This window comes from Holdemania sp. (assembly GCF_986127675.1).
The window spans coordinates 38,571-56,084 of record NZ_CFQZWI010000007.1 but is presented as its reverse complement, the minus strand read 5'-3'; the positions used below and the strand labels follow the sequence as shown (position 1 = coordinate 56,084).

The 17,514-nt window shown below is 48.9% G+C and carries 22 protein-coding genes; 1 reads left to right on the top strand and 21 read right to left on the bottom strand.

All coding sequences use genetic code 11. The features are described from left to right. The 13 genes from AC5OW4_RS02630 to AC5OW4_RS02570 all read right to left on the bottom strand — a co-directional run. On the bottom strand, positions 1-1,176 hold a 1,176-nt coding region (locus tag AC5OW4_RS02630), incomplete at its 3' end, for a PTS transporter subunit IIC (protein WP_493676611.1). Positions 1,177-1,184: 8 nt separating this feature from the next. Further along, positions 1,185-1,460, bottom strand: coding sequence for a PTS sugar transporter subunit IIB (locus AC5OW4_RS02625; protein ID WP_493676610.1), 276 nt, complete (start codon positions 1,458-1,460; stop codon positions 1,185-1,187). Further along, positions 1,457-1,939: a PTS sugar transporter subunit IIA gene (locus AC5OW4_RS02620; RefSeq protein WP_493676609.1), complete on the bottom strand. Its 483-nt coding sequence runs from the start codon at positions 1,937-1,939 to the stop codon at positions 1,457-1,459. Before AC5OW4_RS02620 ends, AC5OW4_RS02625 begins: the two co-directional genes overlap by 4 nt. A 276-nt stretch (positions 1,940-2,215) precedes the next feature. Then, positions 2,216-3,781 carry a flavocytochrome c gene (locus AC5OW4_RS02615; RefSeq protein ID WP_072685211.1) on the bottom strand — a complete coding sequence of 522 codons (1,566 nt, stop codon included), beginning with the start codon at positions 3,779-3,781 and terminating at the stop codon, positions 2,216-2,218. A gap of 185 nt (positions 3,782-3,966) precedes the next feature. Then, positions 3,967-4,377, bottom strand: coding sequence for a GNAT family N-acetyltransferase (locus AC5OW4_RS02610; protein WP_493676608.1), 411 nt, complete (start codon positions 4,375-4,377; stop codon positions 3,967-3,969). A 151-nt stretch (positions 4,378-4,528) separates the two neighbouring features. Beyond that, complete coding sequence (locus AC5OW4_RS02605; RefSeq protein WP_195395473.1) at positions 4,529-4,792, bottom strand: hypothetical protein; 264 nt, start codon at positions 4,790-4,792, stop codon at positions 4,529-4,531. 250 nt (positions 4,793-5,042) lie between these two features. Further along, positions 5,043-5,741, bottom strand: coding sequence for an AT hook domain-containing protein (locus AC5OW4_RS02600; RefSeq protein ID WP_072685208.1), 699 nt, complete (start codon positions 5,739-5,741; stop codon positions 5,043-5,045). A gap of 246 nt (positions 5,742-5,987) precedes the next feature. Then, on the bottom strand, positions 5,988-6,326 hold the full coding sequence (locus tag AC5OW4_RS02595) for an FtsB family cell division protein (protein WP_229056725.1): 339 nt from the start codon (positions 6,324-6,326) through the stop codon (positions 5,988-5,990). Positions 6,327-6,482: 156 nt separating this feature from the next. Continuing rightward, positions 6,483-7,022 (bottom strand): spore cortex biosynthesis protein YabQ, encoded by a 540-nt coding sequence (yabQ, locus tag AC5OW4_RS02590; protein WP_493676607.1) that lies wholly within the window; start codon positions 7,020-7,022, stop codon positions 6,483-6,485. Beyond that, positions 7,019-7,324 (bottom strand): sporulation protein YabP, encoded by a 306-nt coding sequence (yabP, locus tag AC5OW4_RS02585; RefSeq protein ID WP_072685206.1) that lies wholly within the window; start codon positions 7,322-7,324, stop codon positions 7,019-7,021. The genes yabQ and yabP overlap by 4 nt, the downstream gene beginning before the upstream one ends. A gap of 47 nt (positions 7,325-7,371) precedes the next feature. Further along, a complete protein-coding gene (locus AC5OW4_RS02580) occupies positions 7,372-7,635 on the bottom strand; it encodes an RNA-binding S4 domain-containing protein (RefSeq protein WP_493676606.1) in 264 nt (87 codons plus the stop codon). Positions 7,636-7,679: 44 nt separating this feature from the next. After that, entirely contained in the window at positions 7,680-7,907 is a 228-nt protein-coding gene (locus AC5OW4_RS02575; protein ID WP_493676605.1) for a helix-turn-helix transcriptional regulator, read from the bottom strand. 11 nt (positions 7,908-7,918) lie between these two features. Beyond that, positions 7,919-8,242 (bottom strand): hypothetical protein, encoded by a 324-nt coding sequence (locus AC5OW4_RS02570; protein ID WP_493676604.1) that lies wholly within the window; start codon positions 8,240-8,242, stop codon positions 7,919-7,921. Positions 8,243-8,498: 256 nt separating this feature from the next. Between AC5OW4_RS02570 and AC5OW4_RS02565 the strand changes: the two genes are divergently transcribed. Then, positions 8,499-8,930: a hypothetical protein gene (locus tag AC5OW4_RS02565; protein ID WP_493676603.1), complete on the top strand. Its 432-nt coding sequence runs from the start codon at positions 8,499-8,501 to the stop codon at positions 8,928-8,930. Positions 8,931-9,233: 303 nt separating this feature from the next. On the opposite strand, the gene AC5OW4_RS02560 is transcribed toward AC5OW4_RS02565, so the two are convergent. The 8 genes from AC5OW4_RS02560 to AC5OW4_RS02525 all read right to left on the bottom strand — a co-directional run bounded on the left by AC5OW4_RS02560 (position 9,234) and on the right by AC5OW4_RS02525 (position 17,436). Next, positions 9,234-9,758 (bottom strand): AbrB/MazE/SpoVT family DNA-binding domain-containing protein, encoded by a 525-nt coding sequence (locus tag AC5OW4_RS02560; RefSeq protein ID WP_072685201.1) that lies wholly within the window; start codon positions 9,756-9,758, stop codon positions 9,234-9,236. A 52-nt stretch (positions 9,759-9,810) separates the two neighbouring features. Then, on the bottom strand, positions 9,811-13,254 hold the full coding sequence (mfd, locus tag AC5OW4_RS02555; protein ID WP_195395475.1) for a transcription-repair coupling factor: 3,444 nt from the start codon (positions 13,252-13,254) through the stop codon (positions 9,811-9,813). Beyond that, positions 13,251-13,814 (bottom strand): aminoacyl-tRNA hydrolase, encoded by a 564-nt coding sequence (pth, locus tag AC5OW4_RS02550; RefSeq protein ID WP_006058324.1) that lies wholly within the window; start codon positions 13,812-13,814, stop codon positions 13,251-13,253. Before pth ends, mfd begins: the two co-directional genes overlap by 4 nt. 406 nt (positions 13,815-14,220) lie before the next feature. Further along, positions 14,221-15,018: a hypothetical protein gene (locus tag AC5OW4_RS02545; protein ID WP_195548328.1), complete on the bottom strand. Its 798-nt coding sequence runs from the start codon at positions 15,016-15,018 to the stop codon at positions 14,221-14,223. A 69-nt stretch (positions 15,019-15,087) separates the two neighbouring features. Further along, positions 15,088-15,282: a DUF378 domain-containing protein gene (locus AC5OW4_RS02540; protein WP_006058322.1), complete on the bottom strand. Its 195-nt coding sequence runs from the start codon at positions 15,280-15,282 to the stop codon at positions 15,088-15,090. 279 nt (positions 15,283-15,561) lie between these two features. After that, positions 15,562-16,362 carry a hypothetical protein gene (locus tag AC5OW4_RS02535; protein WP_195548327.1) on the bottom strand — a complete coding sequence of 267 codons (801 nt, stop codon included), beginning with the start codon at positions 16,360-16,362 and terminating at the stop codon, positions 15,562-15,564. Further along, a complete protein-coding gene (locus AC5OW4_RS02530; protein WP_072685196.1) occupies positions 16,356-17,069 on the bottom strand; it encodes an ABC transporter ATP-binding protein in 714 nt (237 codons plus the stop codon). The genes AC5OW4_RS02535 and AC5OW4_RS02530 overlap by 7 nt, the downstream gene beginning before the upstream one ends. After that, complete coding sequence (locus tag AC5OW4_RS02525) at positions 17,050-17,436, bottom strand: GntR family transcriptional regulator (RefSeq protein ID WP_072685195.1); 387 nt, start codon at positions 17,434-17,436, stop codon at positions 17,050-17,052. The genes AC5OW4_RS02530 and AC5OW4_RS02525 overlap by 20 nt, the downstream gene beginning before the upstream one ends. Between the last annotated feature and the right edge of the window lie 78 nt (positions 17,437-17,514).

Below are 17,514 nucleotides of genomic sequence, written 5' to 3'. Positions count from 1 at the left end.
CTTCACTAACCATGACAAAATCATGATTAAGAAGTCACTTAGAGCATATATCACCATTGCTGTGCCGATAATTCCGGATACTAAAGTTCTCCAGAATTTTCCTTTATGGATGACAGTTGCCATTGCTACATCCCATTGCATAGAGCTGATTCCCGCCAGCGGAATAATGGCGTTGCCCGGCAGAATAATCGCCAGTAAAAGAGCGATTGGCATTAATACCAACCCGACGGTAATCGTCGTTGGATGTCCTAATAAAACTGCCGAGTCCATTCCAATATAGAATTCCTGACCTTTAAAACGTTTCGTCATGAAGGCCTTTGCAGCATTGGAAATTGGCAGTAACCCTTCCATCAGTACTTTTGCCATCCGTGGCAGCAGATACATCAAGGCCGACATCGAAACGCCGACGGTCAGCGCAGCTTTCAAGTCATATCCGACGATCAGCGCAATTGCAGAACCGATTATTAATCCGATGTAAATCGGATCGGTGATGGTTTTTACCCATTCGTTTTCTTTAAAACGGTTTACTTTCTCCGCATCAGCGGCAGTCACCTCTTTGTTTTTACTGAAAAGATCGAACACCTTTCCAACAAGAACTGAATGCGGAACCGTTGCCGCTGCATATCCCTGTGGAATGGAAATTCCTGGGATTCCCATAACTTCCTGCACTTGTTTTGCGGTTCTGTCAGCAACAACCAGCGAGGCGACAAAATGCGCGGCCGCACCGAGAAAGGCTAAGAATAAATTCCCTGTTGCCATATGTATAAACGAACCAGTCAGTGCATAATGCCAATAATTCCAGATATCAATATTAATTGTTCGTGTCGCTTTTAATGAAATCAAAATAATATTCAATGCCAGTATAAACGGAATAATAAACGCGCCGACTAAAGTTGAGAAGGCAACGGCGGAAACCGCAGCCCAGCCAACATCCAGATATTTAAGATTTAATCCAAAACTGGATACAAGGATATCCGCCACCGGCTCCATATTGTTGTAAACCAGATTCATAACCAAATTAATACCGATCAGACCGATGGAAACGGTAATCCCGGCTTTGAGTGCTTTGGAAAACTTACAGCCGATCACTAAACCGATGATCGTGAACATCACCGGAAGCATCAGGGTACTCCCTAAATCACTGATCCCCTGAAAAATTGAAATAATATAATCCATAATCCCTCCTATTTAAGTATATTGAGTATTTCTTCTTCGGTATTTTCCGCCCCTACTGACGTAAGGAAAGAAATGGCGGTGACTTTGGGAATGGGATACTTTTTCTGCAGATCCATCGACGTGACGATCAGATCTGCGTCGCTGACATAGCTTTCAATTTCCTGAAGACTGCACTGAATCAGCTCATATCGCACGTGATGGGCATCAAGAAGCTCGCTGAGATGTGAACTGATAATTGTCGAGGTCGCAATGCCTGATCCGCAGGCGACAATAATTCTTTTCATCCTTCCTCCTTTCCAGCGCGATGACCGCACACTGCATATAGTTTTGTTTTCAGCAAATGAATTGACTCCTGTTTCGTCTGGACAGACAACAGGCCTTTCATGATATCATCGTTTGTCCAAATTCGAGTCAGTTCTGAAATTGCTTTAACATGAAACTCCAGGTCATGGATCAAAAGCAAGAACACCAGTCTGACATTTACGGTTCGTCGATGATCATCCATTCTGATAAATGGGATTTCATCAGTCAGCCGGTAAATAAATAAGGCGTTTTGTTTTACATAACAGGCGTCGACATGCGGAAGGGCAATGTTTATATTTCCCCCTTCAATTCCCGTCGGATATGCTTCTTCCCGCTGGCAGAGAGCGGTTAAAAAGTTACTTTCAACATAATTCATTGATTGCAGCTGCTCGTTGATTTCGTTGTATAGTTGTTTGTAATCTTTAGCCTGTGAAACGCACAGACCGCCGTTTTCGATCAATTCAAGCAAGTCCATAGATGTTCTCCTTCCGCCTTCATTATTATTTTTTGACGAAATAAAGTAAAATAATTAATTGCACACTCGGTGTGTAATTGAGATAAACCGAAATTCGCTAAATGATCAAATCGTTGTTTATACTCAACATTTTACACAACTAATTCTGAATTGACTCGATAAATTTCTCCATATTTTGAAATCTTTAAACTGAAATCAGATAAAAAAAAACGGATATTCATGCCTGAACATCCGCTCTTTCTTCGATATTGTTAATCTTGCTTAGTTTGCGTAAGCCGCCGCCTGCTGGCCGGCGATCCGTCCGAAGACGATGATATCCGCCACCGCGTTGCCGCCTAAACGGTTAGCGCCATGCACGCCGCCGGTGACTTCGCCCGCTGCGAACAGACCCGGAATCGGGTTGCCGGAAGCATCCAGAACTTCCGTGTTTGTGTTGATCTTCAGACCGCCCATCGTGTGGTGAACGCCCGGAGCCACTTTGATCGCATAATAAGGACCTTCGTCCAGCTTGTTCGCGAAGCTGGTCCGGCCGAATTCTTCATCCTTGCCGGCTTCGACGCAGGCATTCCACTTGTCCATTGTTTCAACTAACGCCGCGCCGTCAACGCCCATTGCCGCCGCTAACGCTTCAACGTCGGCGCCTTCCACCGTCAGGCCCTGCTTGATATATCCCGCGATAACGCTGGAAGCTTCGACCATCTTGTTGTCGACGATCAGCCATGCAAATCCGCCCGGCTGCGCAACTTCCGCTGCCGATACCGCATCACGCGTGCCGACTTCGTCAAAGAATCGCTTGCCTTCGCTGTTAACCAGAATCGCACCGTCGCCGCGCAGACCTTCTGTGATCAACGCGCTGGTTTCCTGAGAAACGGTCGGATGGATCTGGATCTGTTCCATATCCACAGTATCTGCGCCGATGGCCGTTGCCATCACGATGCCGTCGCCCGTCATGCCCGGAGCATTCGTGCAGACAAAGCCTTTATAATCTGGCTTGTATTTCAGAACCATTTCCGTATTCGCCGCAAAGCCGCCGGTCGCCAGAATAACTGCTTTGCCGGTATACGTCGTATCGCCCGCCTTGACGCCGGTAACCTTGCCGTCAGTAACGACTAATTCCGTCGCCGCCGTTTCCATTACAAACTGAACGCCTTTGTCTTCCGCTGCTTTTGTCAGCTTCGGAACCAGGTAAGAACCCACTGCGACTGTCTTGCCTTCGTCGTTGACCGGCTTGTGAATCCGCTTGACGCTCGCGCCGCCGAAGCTGCCGACCTGCGACAGGTTCGCGTCGATTGTCTTTAACCATTCAATGCCGTTCTTCGCTTCATTCGCCAGAACTTCAACTAAAGCGTGATCGTTCAGGTTCTTGCCGCCGACCAGCGTATCCAGCATAAACAGCTCTTCAGTATCAAAGTAACCTGTTGGATTGGCTTTGTATTCTTCATACTGCTTTTCAACCGTGGCTGTCAGCTCCGCTAAATCCGGATAGTTTTCCTTCGCGCTCGCCAGCATCTTTTCGACGCCCGCGTCTTCCGCGAAATCATTCTTATCCTGTTCCGGTGTATTCGCCGCGTTCATGCCGCCGGTAGAACGCGTGGTGTTGCCGCCAGTCATCGCTGCCTTTTCGATCACGATAACCGACTTGCCTGCGTTTACAGCTTCAATCGCCGCTGTCATGCCCGCTCCGCCGGCGCCTACGACGATAACGTCAGCTTCTGTCGCTGCCGCTTCCGGAGTCGGTGTTGCCTCATTGCCGTCGTTCTTCGGCGTGCTGGAGCAGCCCGCCAGAAGCATCAAGCTGGCAAGAGTAAGAGCAACTAATTTTTTCATTTCATTCTCTCCTTTGCAAATGCTTTTGCGTTTTTATAGTAATCAATTTAAGCCGGAGAATCAAGAAATTTTTCACAAATTATACACAATTTACTAAAACCTGTTGTTTTCCAGCTTTCTTTCATAACGAAAGGAAATTAATAACGGATTATTGAGTTATTAATCTTCGAATTTACGACGTTCTGCTAACGAATGATTTTGATCAATGCCTGACAATGCAGCTCCATTACCGGCTGCCAGCCCAGCCGACGATAAAAGCTCAGCGTTTCTGCAACGTCGTCGCTCAACAGGATTTTCTGACGGACTTGCGGATATCTGTCCGACATGGTTTTTAAAAGCAGGGTTCCCCATCCCTGATTCTGAATCGACGGGTCGACGATCAGATCCTGAATATAGAGGATTGTTTCACCATCGCCCACCGCCCGCACAAACCCCATCAGCCGGTCTTGTTCATCGCAGAGTTCAAGCACGCAGAGCGAGTGATCGAAAGCGGGTTTTATCCGTTCCGGCTGACTTAAATAGGCCGTCCAGCCGACAGCTTCATACAGCCTCAGAATTTCGTTTTCCCGGCCTGAACGCAGGTTTTGAATGATCATGGCGAGCCTCCTTTTCTTATCAATCCAACAACGCCGATCAGTTTGACCGCTGGCGGTTGGATTGCTTTGGCGTTTGGACAGCCAGTTTCAGTTTATGCTTGCCGCTTCGGTTTCCCGCAGGAAGTAAAAGAAAGAACCGCGCCCGCAGTTCTTAGTTTTCCATTTTCCTCTGCGCGCTTTCCAAAGCCGCTTTCAATTCATCATAATCCGAAAAGACCAACGTCCAGTTCAGCCAGCGGAAGACTTCCTGCCAGGTTTCCAGGCGATATAAACCGAGCGGACATTCGATCAGCACCGCAAGCAGCGATTCCTGATAAGCCGGTTTTCGTAAATCCGTCAGCTCCGCGGCGTTCACTTCATTTTTTAAAAAGATCAGAATATGCTCAATCGCGCTGTTGATCCCGAAAACTTCCATGCCATTCACCTGTCTTTCCCTGTCTGTCTCAAAAAGTAGACTTTATGCACCAGTCCTGATTATGTCAAAAATGAGAGGTTTTTCCATTAATTCTAATTATATTTCAATCGTCAGGTAAAGTCTACTTTTTCATCCATTTCCTGGAAATATGCACGAATTTTCTCGATTCCATAGAAAAAGATCCGTTTTCTGATCCCGGATCTTTCTTCGTTTTGTTATAAAGGAGGTTCGCTCAGTCCTGAACTGACGATTATTTGACTTCCTGAATATTCCCGCTTTTATCCGCCAGAATGACGCTGACATTCAGCTTGTTTTTGACCACCTTCGGAATCTCGCTCCATTGCTTGCGGTACACTGAAGAATCGTTAAAAGCGACGCTGTATCGAACGGAGCTGGCCGTATCCTCACTGATGTCTTTCAGAATCGCGTTGATCTTCACCGGCAGAGGCTGCCGGCGGCCGCGATGCGTTCCCTGCACTTCGATAATCCAGGTAATTCCGTCTTTTTCCGCCTGAATCTTGTTGGGAAACTCTGTGGTCTGCCAGCCGCGTTCATTCAGCCAGGCCGCTAAAATCCGCCGCAGATCTTCCGTATTCCGGCTGCTTTTCAGCATTCGGTCGCGGCGTTTCTGTTCCTCGCTCTTGGCTGGCCGGCCGCGTTTCTTCGGCGGGAACATCGCTTCCCGGTCATTCAGATTATCGACGTAATACCGCACGCGCAAATGCGAACCAAAACCGGTCTGTCCCTTCGGCCGCTGCAGAATTTCATCACCCTGATACAACAGTTTGTAAATTGCCTGACAACAGGTCGGCATTGTCGCATGTTCCGGCGACACCTCCTGATGCAGCTCTTTGGAACTAATTTCTATCCATTTCTCCCCTCGATCATGCGCCTCCTGCTTCTTCTGTTGAAGTATTCTTAAATAATCGTTGATTCCCGGACCCTTCATCCTTATTCACTCACTTTCTTTACCTTGACAGCGTCATTATAGGGGTTGGGGTTTGTCGAAATCCCGCGTAACGTGTCGTTGTATGAAAAATAGTTGATTTATAAGGATTTAACCTCTGGAAATCGCTTATTTTTCCTTTGTTTTTCAGGTAATCCTACATCATTCTTTCAGGCGCAACGGGATCCAGGCGGTGGAAAACAAAAAAACCGGGTCTTCAAGACCCGGCTGTGATTGCGTATTTCCTGGCTATTTCTTATCGTCCGACGGCAGATAGAAAATCTGTTCGCCTTCCTTGGAAAGCATAAAGCTTCCCCGCGCATAGCTTTGTACGTAAGCAGGATCTTCAAGTTTATCCCGCTGCAGTGTCAGATATTTATTTTCTTCCTGGAGTGTTTTCAGTTCTTCCTCAACTCGGGAGATCTGTTGCTTCAATTCCATCGTCGTTAAGATTTCCTTAACTACGCCGTAAAGCATAAACAGGGAAAAACAGATTACAACCAGACTGATGAACTTTGCAAGCATGCTCCGTTTTTTCCGTCCTTTGGGTTTGACGGTTTTCGGCTCATTTTTATTTTCAGCTGTCAAGTTCAATTCCTCCTTCGCCTGTTTTCTTGCGAAAATGATAAAAATTTAGGTGCATCTTTATTATACTGAAAATTCATTTAAACGCAAGTGAAACTCCGGTGAACTGACTGCGGCTACAACCGCTTGAAATGGAAAAATACGAAAAGAACCCGCACTTCAGCCGGATTCTTCCTTCGGCGGCACACGGCCGGGATGTTTCCGGCTTCGTTTGATCTGCCGTTTTTCCGCTTTCTTCTGCCGCTTCAGCTGCTTTTCGTGATGTTTTTTCTGATGCTTCAACTTTTTGTTCTGCCGCTTTTCGTCCCTTTTCTTATGCCGGATTTCCTGGCGATGTTTAAAAGCCGCCTGACTTTTCGCTTTTTGTTTCTTCAATCCGGTCAGCTGCCTGACGATACCGCGCACAAGCCCTTCAAATAAGGGAGAAAAGGTCATCGCGTAGAATTTAAGGTAAACTGCGGCGCCCAGCACGAAGACGGCGATCAGATACGTCTGCGTCTGCCCGCCGGTAATCGGCAGCAGGCCGGCGTACATCAGCGTGACGAAGAGAAAAAAGTAAAGCGTTTCGATCACCCAGCGCACAAAATGGCGTCGATAGTGCCACGTCAGCCGGTTCATGCCGCTCCAGGTCAAGGCGAATACCCAGCCGCTGAAAAAATGATAGACCAGCGCCTGAAACTGCTGGGGAAGCAGAATCATTTCAGCAACTTACCTAAAAAGGATTCCTTGCCCGGTCCTTTTTTGTTTACGATATATTCCAGGCGGTCGATCAGGCCGCGGATGCTGACCTCGCCGCGTTCCGTATCCAGCTTGCCCAATGTCAGATCCTTCCCCTGCACCAGCATCCAGCCCTGGCTGGTTTCCAGAAGAAACTCATTGCTGTCGAAGCTGTCGATCTGCTTCACTCCCGTCAGATCCAAACTTTTGCGGTCTTTCATCACCACGTTATGATAGGGATTCGTTTCGAATTTCAAGGGATTGGATAACAGACTTTCACTCATAAAGAAAACCTCCTGTTCCCTATCAACCTATGAACAGAAGGTTTCGTTTATTCCAGCTCGACGCGTTTTTCCTCCACGACCTCATACATGGAAGCCGCGTCTTCCTTGCGGGTGTACTGAGTGATTTCCGTCACGCGCACCGTCAGCTGACGCTGGCCGAAAATCACGGTGATCAGGTCGCCAGCCTGGACTTCGCTGGCCGGTTTGGCCACTTTCCCGTTGATCAGCACGCGCTGATGATCCGCCAGGTCCTTTGAAACCGTGCGGCGTTTTAAGATCCGGGCCACCTTTAAATATTTATCCAATCGCATTCCATCACCTCTGCTTCTTATCATACCATAGTTTGATTCTCTTTTTAAGCTCGCGGCGTTTCTGTTCTTCCGGGACTGTCTTCTTCCAGCCAGAATATTTCGTCGACGTGCAAGCCCAGCCGCCGCGCCAGTTTCATTGCCAGCTCCAGCGTCGGATTGTATTTATCGTTTTCAATCGCGATGATCGTCTGGCGGCTGACGCCTAATTCCTTCGCCAGATCTTCCTGACGCAGTCCCGCCTGCTTGCGCAGTTCTTTGACCCGGTTTCGCATTCAGGTTATCCCTACATCAGACCCACGCCCAGAGCGATCGCCAGGACAAGGATGACAAACGCTGCCGCAGCTGTCCATAACAGCTTATTCGGCTCATGATATTCATCGTCGCCCGCGATCATCTGCCGTTTTAAGGCAAGCTGTGAAAATCCCTGGACACAGACGGCCATGCCCAAGACCAGCGAGGGCCATGGATGATATTGGCTATGGTTCAGCCAGGTCTGTCCGCAATTCCATAAGGTTGCTGCACACAAAGCAAGCAAGACGGCTTTGTAGCCCCAGGCTTCCGAGCGAAGCTGAATGTTCCGATCCATTTCATCTCTCTTTTTCATCATTGATGCCTCCTTATCTGAGAGCTCTTTAATGTTAAACTCTTTTTACATTTTCATTATAATCTCTGTTTTTGCAATGTCAAGACATTTTAACATTTTAACAGGACTTATTCTTATCAATCCCCTGTCCTCTGAATCGGAGTTTTCCTTTTTCTGCAGAATTTTAAAAGATTCAGTTTCACAAAATCAAATATCCGTTTGGCTCTGTTCATAAATCTATTCCCGGTTTATACTGATCAGAAAGAAATGAGGAATCACCATGCGAAAATTGACGAACGATCAGGCGCTGGAATTCGGCGTCCAGCCTGTGCATCATCAAATGAATAACGGCGAGCTGCGGTTTCGCCTGACCCGGGATACGGGAAGCAGTTATATTCTGGCGCTGGGCACAAACCAGAGTGGATGGCAGTCCAGCCACATCCATCATCGGAAGCGGGAGTTTTACATTGTAGAACAAGGGTGGATTGTGATCGCCTTGTGGCAGTCGGAACAGCTGACCTTCCGCCGCCTGGATCCTGACGAGTGCTTTATGCTTCCGCCGGGACTTCCGCATAATGTCTATCTTTTTGAAGGCACGGTGCTGCACACGATAAAATATGGCTGTTCGGATTCCGATTGGGAAGCGGTGCCCGCGCTGGATGACAAGCTGCGCCGGGAAACCTTTGACGGCAAAACGTTTTTTATCGGCTGAGGCTCTGTAAAAGGAATCCTTCTAAAGCCAAAATTCCAGATCTGACTACATCCGCCATCGTTTCATGGACATTCGCTATATTTTTGTATAAATTAAAGGTTTTTTATTCCATTTTCCAACATAAAACAGACATCTTCCGCACTTCGCAAACCCGAAGACAGCGGCAGACGCCTGTTTTTTCATTTTTTGCTTAAATTGGACGATCTTGTGATTCTGTACCGCAGTTTGCCAAAAATAAAGATTCTATGTTCGATATTGTCTGGTCATCCGCCGCCCGTTTCTCATTCAATGCCGTTACACGAGTTAATGTTCGTGATTGCGGATCAGCAGCCGGCTGAACGCCTGCGCGATATCCAGATGCTGCGGCTGCAGCGGCGTCTCCTCTTCCAGCACGACAAACGCTCCCAGCCAGTCGCCGTACACTGCCACCGGGAAGATCGTTCCCTTAAAGGTTTCCGGCTTAGCGGCGAATAAGCGCACCTGATCAAACGGACGGACATGATACGCCTTCACGCACTCCTGAAATTCCACCGACAACGACTGACTGCGCCATTCATCCAGCTTCGCCTGACCGACGCATAAGATCTGATCGTCCTCTACAAACAAGACCGGATGTTCCGTGACTTCCTGCAGCGTCTGACACATCCGCGTAATCGACTCCGTTTCATCGCTCAGGACGGAGAATTTCTTCAATACGATTTCAGAATCCTCGTTGACGAAGAATTCAATCGAATCCCCTTCCTTGAGCTTATATATTTTACGGATTTCCTTCGGGATGACCAAACGCCCTAAGTCATCCAGTCTTCTAACTATACCTGTTGCTTTCATGCCGACTCTCCTTTACGTACAAATAGTATGGGACAGCCGGCCCCGGATTATTCTATGAAACTTCCAGTTTCTTACTTTGATCCAACACTTCGATGGCCAGCGCCAGTTCATTTCCTTTTTTCGGCAGCCGGACAATAATCTTGCCCTGCACATACCGGAGCTGGATATCCTTGGAGATCGTCGTGAAGGTTTCAAATAATTTCACGCCGTCGATATGATCGGAAAAGGCTTTGGAGAAGACGATTTCCATCTGGTTTTTAACGTCGCGGAAAGAATCGATCCGCGGTTCGTTCAGCAGGATATCGAGTCGTTTCTTCTCAAACAACAAGCCGACGGATTTCGGCATTTTGCCAAAATAATCCTGGGTTTCTTCTTTCAGCGCCATGAGCTGCGCTTCATCCGCCGTTGCATCAATCCGCTGGTAAAGCGAGATTTTCTCAAAATCCAGCGGCGCGAACTGCTTCGGAATGTAGCCGTCGACCTGAACCTGCGCGCGGACAGGTTCTTTGACCTCCGGCTTGACTTCGCCTTTCTTCTCGGCGATCGCTTCCTGCAGCATTTCAATATACATATCAATCCCCACGGTGTCGATGAAGCCGGACTGACTCGGGCCTAACAAATCGCCGGCGCCGCGGATCGTCAAATCCCGCATCGCGATCTTATAACCGCTGCCCAGCTCCGTGAATTCCTTGATCGCCTGCAAGCGCTTCTGAGCGATCTCGTTCACCTGCTTGCGCGGACGCACCATCAGATAGGCATAGGCGATGCGGTCGCTGCGGCCGACCCGGCCTTTGATCTGATAGAGCTGTGCCAGACCGAAGGTATCGGCGTTTTCGATCAGAATTGTGTTGGCGTTGGGAATGTCGATGCCCGTTTCGATAATCGTCGTGCAGATCAGCACGTTCACTTCGTTATCCGTGAACTGCATCATGACTTCCTCAATTTCATCGCGGCTCATCTTGCCATGAGCGACGGCGATTTCCGCTTCCGGCACGTCCTGCTTGATCTGACGGGCGACATTGTAGATTTCCTGGATGTTGTTGAACAGGTAGAACACCTGTCCCTGCCGGGCCAGCTCGCGCTCGATGACTTCCTTGACCAACGCCCGGTTTTTCTCAATGACATAGGTCTGCACAGGCATCCGGTTGCTCGGCGGTGTTTCCAGCTGGGACAAGGAGCGGATGCCGATCAGCGACATCTGCAAGGTGCGCGGAATCGGCGTGGCGGAGAGCGAAAGCACGTCGATGGATTCCTTCATTTCCTTGATCTTTTCCTTATGTTCAACCCCGAAGCGTTGTTCTTCGTCAATGACCAACAGCCCGAGATCGTGAAACTGCACGTCTTTGGACAGAATCCGGTGCGTGCCGATGATCATATCGACCTTTCCTTCCTTGAGTTCGCGCAGAATTTCCTTTTGTTTGGACTCCACGACAAACCGGTTGAGGACCTCGACGTGAATCGGGAAGTTTTCAAAGCGCTTCATGGCCGTGGCGGTGTGCTGCAGGGAAAGGATCGTGGTCGGGCACAAAAACGCGACCTGCTTGCCCTCGGTAATCGCCTTGAACGCAGCCCGCAGCGCGACCTCGGTCTTGCCAAAGCCAACGTCGCCGCACAACAGACGATCCATCGGTTTGGACTGCATCATGTCTTTTTTGATCTCCTGCACGGCCAGTGCCTGATCGGGCGTCAGCTCGTAATCGAAATCGTCTTCAAATTCCTGTTGGAGCGGAGAATCCGGCCCGTAGGCGTAGCCGATATTTTCCTCGCGTTGGGAATACAGCTTGACCAGGCGGTCGGCAATCTCGTTGACATTGTCTTTCAAGCGCTGCTTGGTCTTTTCCCAATCATGGCTGCCCAGCTTATTCAGTTTCGGCACAACCCCTTCACGGGAGACGAATTTACGCACCAGACGGAATTGTTCCAGCGGAACTAACAGCTCGTCGTTGCCCTTGTAGACGACGCGCAGGAAATCCTTATGAACACCGTTGAACTCGCGGGTCACGATCCCAAGGTATTGCCCGACGCCGTGTTGGGAATGAACGATAAAATCGCCCGGCTGTAAATCCTGATAGCTGCTGAGTGCTTCGGCTTCCTTGAACTTGGAGGCGTAGCGGCCCAGCTTGGTCTTTTTCTTAAATAGTTCGTGCGAAGTGTAAACGACAATGTTTTCCTTAAGCGCCTCAAACCCTTCGTCCAATGACTGATTGATCAAGACCAGACCTTCGTCATGCGGCTTACGATCATTGAGCAGAAACGGAATTTCCTTGCCTTTGAGGATCGGCACGATTTCCTTCAGCTCATGTTCCTGCAAGAAGAAATACAGCTGACGTCCGCGGCCTTCCTTCAGGGCGATCTGTAGCTTCATTTCCAGCGTTTCGTTGGGCAGCGCAACCTCGCGGATCATCGCGTGCGGAACTCTGCGCAGCGAATCGAAGCTGTCGATTTCCGTAACCTTGCGTCCGGCGAGCACGGTGTTTAATTCATGCTGGACGGTGAAGCGCGGCAGCATTTTCAGCTCCAGCGTCATTTCCTGAATATACGCCGTCGTTTCCTCGCTCAGTTGATGAAGATGGGTTTTAATCTGATCGGGATGGGACAGGAAAACCTGAGCTTTAGGACAGTAGTCGATCAGCGAGCTGTTGTCATCAAGATAGCTCAGATAAGGATACAGCCGGCTTTCCCGCAGATGAGCGCGCATCGTTTCCATATCAAGGTCAATGATACCCTCGATCTGTTCGTATTCGCCATGGGTATAGCGGCTTTTGAGCGACTCGAGATGGCGGCGGACGCGCTGCTGAATCAAGCTTATCTGCTCGTCATCCAGAAGCAGGTCGGAGGCCGGGACAATTTCAGTTTCGGCTTTGACCTCGACGGTGCGCTGGGTGGCGATATCAAAGGTGCGGATACTCTCGATCTCGGTATCGAAAAATTCAATCCGCACCGGGGTTTCACTGTTGATGGAGTAGATGTCGATAATCCCGCCGCGGCTGGCGAAGCACAGCGGCTGGTCGACGCGGGCGGTCTGTTGATAACCGGCCGCGATCAGCGTGCGTTTCAGCTCGTTCATCGACACTTCCATACCGGTCTTCAAGACGATCGTACAGAGCTTAAACTGGGCCGGTGAGGGCAGATAGCGAACCAACGCCGACGCGTGGGTGACGCAGATCAGCTGATCCTCGTTCAGCAGCCGGTTCAGCGTTTCGACTTTTTCCGCCGTGGCTTCCGGCGAAGCGGCGATGGCTTCCACGCGCAGCGATTCTTCCACGCTGAAAAGCGCGCAGACCTGCGGAGAAAGCAGGGATTTGAGCTTCTCCGCCAGACGCTGTGCGGTATATAAGTTATTCTTGACGATCAACATCGGCCGCGGATGTTGCGCGTAGCTGGCGGCCAGAATCAGCGCTTCTTCCGTGAGGGAAGACGCGGAGAGGAAGGCTTGTTGCTCCGTGCAGGCCAAAACGGCTGGATTGTTTGCCAGCCGGCCTAACAGGAAATTCATCGGCTGCGGTTGAAGCGGTTCATGACGTCGCTGATCGGCATCGTCATACTGGCTTTGGCCGCTTCCGCCGCATGGTTGATCGCCGCCTGATAGTCCTCGCGCTGATCGGCCGGGACTTTGCCCAGCACATAATCGACGATTGGAATCAAAGGATTTTTGTCGATTCCGACGCGGATCCGGGCGATATCCTGAGTATGCAGATGGTCGATGATGTTCTTCATCCCCTTCTGGCCCCCGGCGCTGCCGGAGGTGCGGATACGGATCTTGCCGACAGGCAGATCGAGGTCGTCGTGAATTACCAAAATCTGATCGACCGGGATTTTATAGAACTGGACGGCCTGGATCACCGCTTCCCCGGAATTGTTCATGTAGGTCTGGGGTTTCATCAAAAGGATCGTTTCCTGTCCGGTGCGCACTGTTGTGATCAGCGCGTTGAACTTGGACTGGCTGATGCCGGTGTTCAACAGATCAGCCAGCCGGTCCAGCACATCGAAACCGGCGTTGTGACGGGTATGTTCGTATTCTCGGCCGGGATTGCCTAAGCCGACGATTAACTTCATAAATCATTCCTCCTGTCTTTTCATAGAAGCGTAGTTCAACCTCTTGTTGAAGGGGTGCACCATTTTGTGCTCACCGTGTCAACAAGACGCAAAATGACCGGATTTCAATTCATCCCGGTCTTTTCGTGCGCGATCATTATATCAGAATTCTGCCCGGTTGTCCTATCCGCAGACTTGATTTTTCGTCTTTTCTTTTTTCTCAAATGAAAAGGCAACCTCTTTTGAGATTGCCAAATATTTTTAAATCCCGTTTCAGACCAGGGACTTTCAACTTTTCGCAGACGAAGTTTCCTTCTGCTATTTACAGCTTTACGCAGGATAACAGTTTTATCCATCATTTTTGCGACATTTTATGTTTTATTCTCCTGATTTCAAAAAAATTCGGGTTAATACAAAATCCGGTTTGTTATTTTTCCGGCTTTTCTTCTTCTGCCGCTTCCGTTTTCGACCAGCTCTGCATCGGACTCACTTCGCGGATTCCCAGATCCCGCAGGATGTTGCCGCCCATTTCCGTTGCCGCCCAGCTGGACACCGGCTTTTCCACCCGCTGCGCTAATTCCGTATCGCCGCGATCCTGCGCGATTCCCGCCAGGAAAGCCGCGGCGATATTCCGGTAAATATCCAGCATCTGCCGGGAACATTTCATTTTTCTGATCAGGCCCTGCGCCAGATCCAGAAATACGGCTTCCCCGCGGTCGCCCTGCTTCGTATACCAGTTCCAGCTGGCGGAGTATAACTGATAGAACAGCTGATCCTGAAAATAATCTTCCTTTTCCAGCACCTTTTCATGCAGGCGGTTTAACAGCTCGGTCTTGTTCTGGCTGTACGCTTTGAAGCTGCACGCGAAACAGAGATAATAAAAACTATCTTCGTTTAAGCCGATCTTATTGCGCCGGCGATGCTTCGGATCAATGATGATTTTACTTAAATCAATCCGCTGCAGGCATGCTTCAATTTCAGACAACTCATGATAATACTTGATCAATCCCCACAATTTCAGGATTTCACCTTTCGCCGCAAACTCCGGATCCTGAATCGACGTGATAAACTGATCAATTACCGGAAAAAATTGGGCTTCATCGCCGATCTGATCGACGCAGGCAATCAGTTTTTTCATTTTCTTGGAACGCTTCAGCAACGTCAGCAGGGAAATCAACATGCCCGCTGAAATCGCGAAGCAGACAATCGTAATTACAAGACTCATAAAAAAAGTCACCTCTTCGGTGACATTATACCTGATTTAGCTCAGGAAAAAAAGCATTGCCGGTTTCTGTCAGTCGCCAAGTCTTCCGAAGAAGGTCAGCGCGATCAGACCACTGATCCCTACCAGACTGTAGATAATCCGTGAAAACAGCGTGCCTGGACCAAACAGGAAGGAAACCAGGTTGAATTCAAAAGCTCCGACCAGACCCCAGTTGACTGCGCCGACGATGACCAGAAGCAAGGCAATTCCATTGATCATTTTCATCTCATCGATCCTCCTGGTCGTTAGTATGGCCAGCCTCGAACCATTTTATAACTTTAAACAGAAATTGGAAAACTTCGTGGCGTTTTTTTCTCTCTGAGCCTCAAATTTTTTTTCCTTCCCTCTATTTCAACCTTGGCTTTTACAGGAACTTTCCGCAAGCAGAAGTCGCTGGTTGCCAATCACATTTCAAAAGTTATCCCGTAAATCCGAACTTTTCGCTGCCTGCTTTTGGTTTTAAATAAAAAATTCCCACGGTCTGCCCATGAGAATTTCTTTTGTTTATTCCACTTCCAATTTCTTTTCAAGAATAAAGTAGATGACGCCGTAGAACAAAGCACAGGTCAGCAAGGCGATCAGAATCTCCACCGCGAGGATTCCATTGGTCGGTATTCCGTGCAGCAGCTGAGTCAGCGGGCCGGAAAAGCTGTCGCGAATCATCCCCAGCACGATCGAAATTGCGAAGAACAGCGTCACGGAGATCGCCGTCTTATGCCGCGGCGTAAACTTCGTCTGCGGCAGCGTAATGACCATATAAACATACAGAATCATTTCCGCCATGCCCGAGAAAATCAGAACCAGTGCCAAGATCGATCTTACCAGATCTGACAGATCTATATGCAGATGGGAGAATAAGCGCATCCATTCCGACCAGCTTGGCAAGTCCATCCCCACCAGAATTCCGGCAACCAGAACCATGAGCATATAACCAAACATCAATACGAAACCGGCGATCAAAATCCACAGAATATCCGCCACTACCTTGCTTAAAATCAGCTGATGCGTTGTGACCGGCAGCGTCAGGGTCAGATAACCCGGGCGTTTAAACATGGAATTCCGGTAATTCAGTGCAATGTTGATCGCTGTGCTGATGATGATCGCCATTGTCAGAATACTAATCACAAGAATGGAAATCATGCCCAGCATGTTCATCGTCGAGTCCGTTTGAACCATCGCCTGATTCATCATAATCTGATCTTTAAATAAGATCGGCGACAGACCGCAGGCGGCGATGAAGACCAGATAGATAATCCCATAGCTGCGCCATTCATGAATCAATTCATATTTTAAGAGTTTTAACATTTGAAGACCTCCCGGAAAACTTCGTCTACCGATTTTCCTGTTTCCGCCCGGAGCTGCTCCGCATTCTCATGCATGGCCAGCTCTCCATATTTCAAGAAGATAACATCGTCGAAGATTTTTTCGATATCGCTGATCAAATGCGTGGAGATCAGAACGATTGCGTCTTCGGCATAGTTGTTCAGGATAATATCGAGAATCAATTCGCGTGCCGCCGGATCGACTCCGCCGATCGGCTCGTCCAGCACATAGATCCGGGCTTTGCGGCTCATGACCAGACACAGCTGAAATTTCTCCTTCATGCCCTTGGACATTGACTTAATCCGCATGTTCGCATTCAAATCCAGACGCTTCATCAACAGGCGGGCTTTTGTACTGTCAAAGTCTGCGTACATATCCTCAAACATCTTCAGCGCATCGCTGGCTTTCATCCAGTCGCTGAAATAGCTCTCGTCCGGCAGATAGGAAATCATGCTTTTGGTATAAGCATCCGGCTTATGCCTGTCGATCAGAATCTCGCCGCTGTAATCCCGAAGCAGGCCGTTCATAATCTTGATTAAGGTCGTCTTACCGCTGCCATTGGGGCCCAGCAGCCCGATGATCTGACCTGGAATCAGATCCAGATCTACATTTTTTAACGCCGTTGTCTGACTGTAAGATTTCGTCAAGCCCCGGATCTGAATCAAAGGTTTAATGTTTTCCGTTGTCATTGTCTCTCTCCTTTACATAATAAGCGGTCTGGGTGAGAATTTCTTCCCCCTCAAATCCCAGATTCTCCATCTCTTTCACATAGCGGCTGATGCAGGAAGTCGCCATCTGCTCGCGAACCAGACTGATCAGTTCCTCATTTTCACAGATAAAACGACCTGCGGTTCGTTCGCTTTTCAGTAGCCCTTCACGCTCCAGCTCGGATAACGAGCGCTGCACGGTATTGGGGTTGACGCCGAAATGCAGAGCCAGATCCCGTACGGAATCGACCCGATCGCCAGGCTTTAACCGTCCGGATACGATCTCTTTTTTGATATAATCCATGACCTGGATATAAATCGGAAGGTTGGAATCAAAATCGATTGCCATAGGTTTTCTCCTCTCTGTATTAGTACACTAATACAATAACATTATCTAATACTTCTGTCAACACAAAAAAAAACAAAG

Bases quoted from the DNA above. Each gene is read 5' to 3' on its own strand.
- AC5OW4_RS02625 (WP_493676610.1), bottom strand. From the start codon at position 1,460: ATGAAAAGAATTATTGTCGCCTGCGGATCAGGCATTGCGACCTCGACA.
- AC5OW4_RS02615 (WP_072685211.1), bottom strand. From the start codon at position 3,781: ATGAAAAAATTAGTTGCTCTTACTCTTGCCAGCTTGATGCTTCTGGCG.
- AC5OW4_RS02610 (WP_493676608.1), bottom strand. From the start codon at position 4,377: ATGATCATTCAAAACCTGCGTTCAGGCCGGGAAAACGAAATTCTGAGG.
- AC5OW4_RS02605 (WP_195395473.1), bottom strand. From the start codon at position 4,792: ATGGAAGTTTTCGGGATCAACAGCGCGATTGAGCATATTCTGATCTTT.
- AC5OW4_RS02600 (WP_072685208.1), bottom strand. From the start codon at position 5,741: ATGAAGGGTCCGGGAATCAACGATTATTTAAGAATACTTCAACAGAAG.
- yabQ (WP_493676607.1), bottom strand. From the start codon at position 7,022: ATGATTCTGCTTCCCCAGCAGTTTCAGGCGCTGGTCTATCATTTTTTC.
- yabP (WP_072685206.1), bottom strand. From the start codon at position 7,324: ATGAGTGAAAGTCTGTTATCCAATCCCTTGAAATTCGAAACGAATCCC.
- AC5OW4_RS02580 (WP_493676606.1), bottom strand. From the start codon at position 7,635: ATGCGATTGGATAAATATTTAAAGGTGGCCCGGATCTTAAAACGCCGC.
- AC5OW4_RS02575 (WP_493676605.1), bottom strand. From the start codon at position 7,907: ATGCGAAACCGGGTCAAAGAACTGCGCAAGCAGGCGGGACTGCGTCAG.
- AC5OW4_RS02570 (WP_493676604.1), bottom strand. From the start codon at position 8,242: ATGATGAAAAAGAGAGATGAAATGGATCGGAACATTCAGCTTCGCTCG.
- AC5OW4_RS02565 (WP_493676603.1), top strand. From the start codon at position 8,499: ATGCGAAAATTGACGAACGATCAGGCGCTGGAATTCGGCGTCCAGCCT.
- AC5OW4_RS02560 (WP_072685201.1), bottom strand. From the start codon at position 9,758: ATGAAAGCAACAGGTATAGTTAGAAGACTGGATGACTTAGGGCGTTTG.
- mfd (WP_195395475.1), bottom strand. From the start codon at position 13,254: ATGAATTTCCTGTTAGGCCGGCTGGCAAACAATCCAGCCGTTTTGGCC.
- pth (WP_006058324.1), bottom strand. From the start codon at position 13,814: ATGAAGTTAATCGTCGGCTTAGGCAATCCCGGCCGAGAATACGAACAT.
- AC5OW4_RS02545 (WP_195548328.1), bottom strand. From the start codon at position 15,018: ATGAGTCTTGTAATTACGATTGTCTGCTTCGCGATTTCAGCGGGCATG.
- AC5OW4_RS02540 (WP_006058322.1), bottom strand. From the start codon at position 15,282: ATGAAAATGATCAATGGAATTGCCTTGCTTCTGGTCATCGTCGGCGCA.
- AC5OW4_RS02535 (WP_195548327.1), bottom strand. From the start codon at position 16,362: ATGTTAAAACTCTTAAAATATGAATTGATTCATGAATGGCGCAGCTAT.
- AC5OW4_RS02530 (WP_072685196.1), bottom strand. From the start codon at position 17,069: ATGACAACGGAAAACATTAAACCTTTGATTCAGATCCGGGGCTTGACG.
- AC5OW4_RS02525 (WP_072685195.1), bottom strand. From the start codon at position 17,436: ATGGCAATCGATTTTGATTCCAACCTTCCGATTTATATCCAGGTCATG.